This is a genomic window from Bradyrhizobium valentinum, from assembly GCF_001440405.1.
In the GTDB taxonomy this organism is placed as follows: Bacteria; Pseudomonadota; Alphaproteobacteria; order Rhizobiales; family Xanthobacteraceae; genus Bradyrhizobium; species Bradyrhizobium valentinum.
In genome coordinates this window covers 1-224 of sequence record NZ_LLXX01000227.1, presented here as the reverse complement: position 1 = coordinate 224, position 224 = coordinate 1, and the positions used below count along the sequence as shown (strand labels likewise).

Sequence of the window (224 nt, the reverse complement as noted above, 5' to 3'; positions counted from 1 at the left end):
GATGGTGCGGGTGGTGTCGATCTGGTGGTACGAGTAGGCCATGCCGGTGCGCACGCTCAAGGCGCCGGCACTGCCCGCGCCGTAGAACGCCGCGTGGCCGCTGTCGACCGAGGCCGAGCTCGCGCGCGCGTCCACGCCGACCGCGGAGTCCGAATAGCCCGCCGCGAAGCCGAAGCGCCAGTCATCAACAGCGCCGTCGACCCCCGCGACGGCGCCAGCGTGGC

At 73.2% G+C, this 224-nt stretch carries 1 protein-coding gene; it reads right to left on the bottom strand.

Annotation, left to right across the window (positions count from 1 at the left end; all coding sequences use genetic code 11):
• The coding region (locus CP49_RS39440; RefSeq protein ID WP_156438900.1) for an autotransporter domain-containing protein at positions 1-224 on the bottom strand (224 nt) is incomplete at both ends.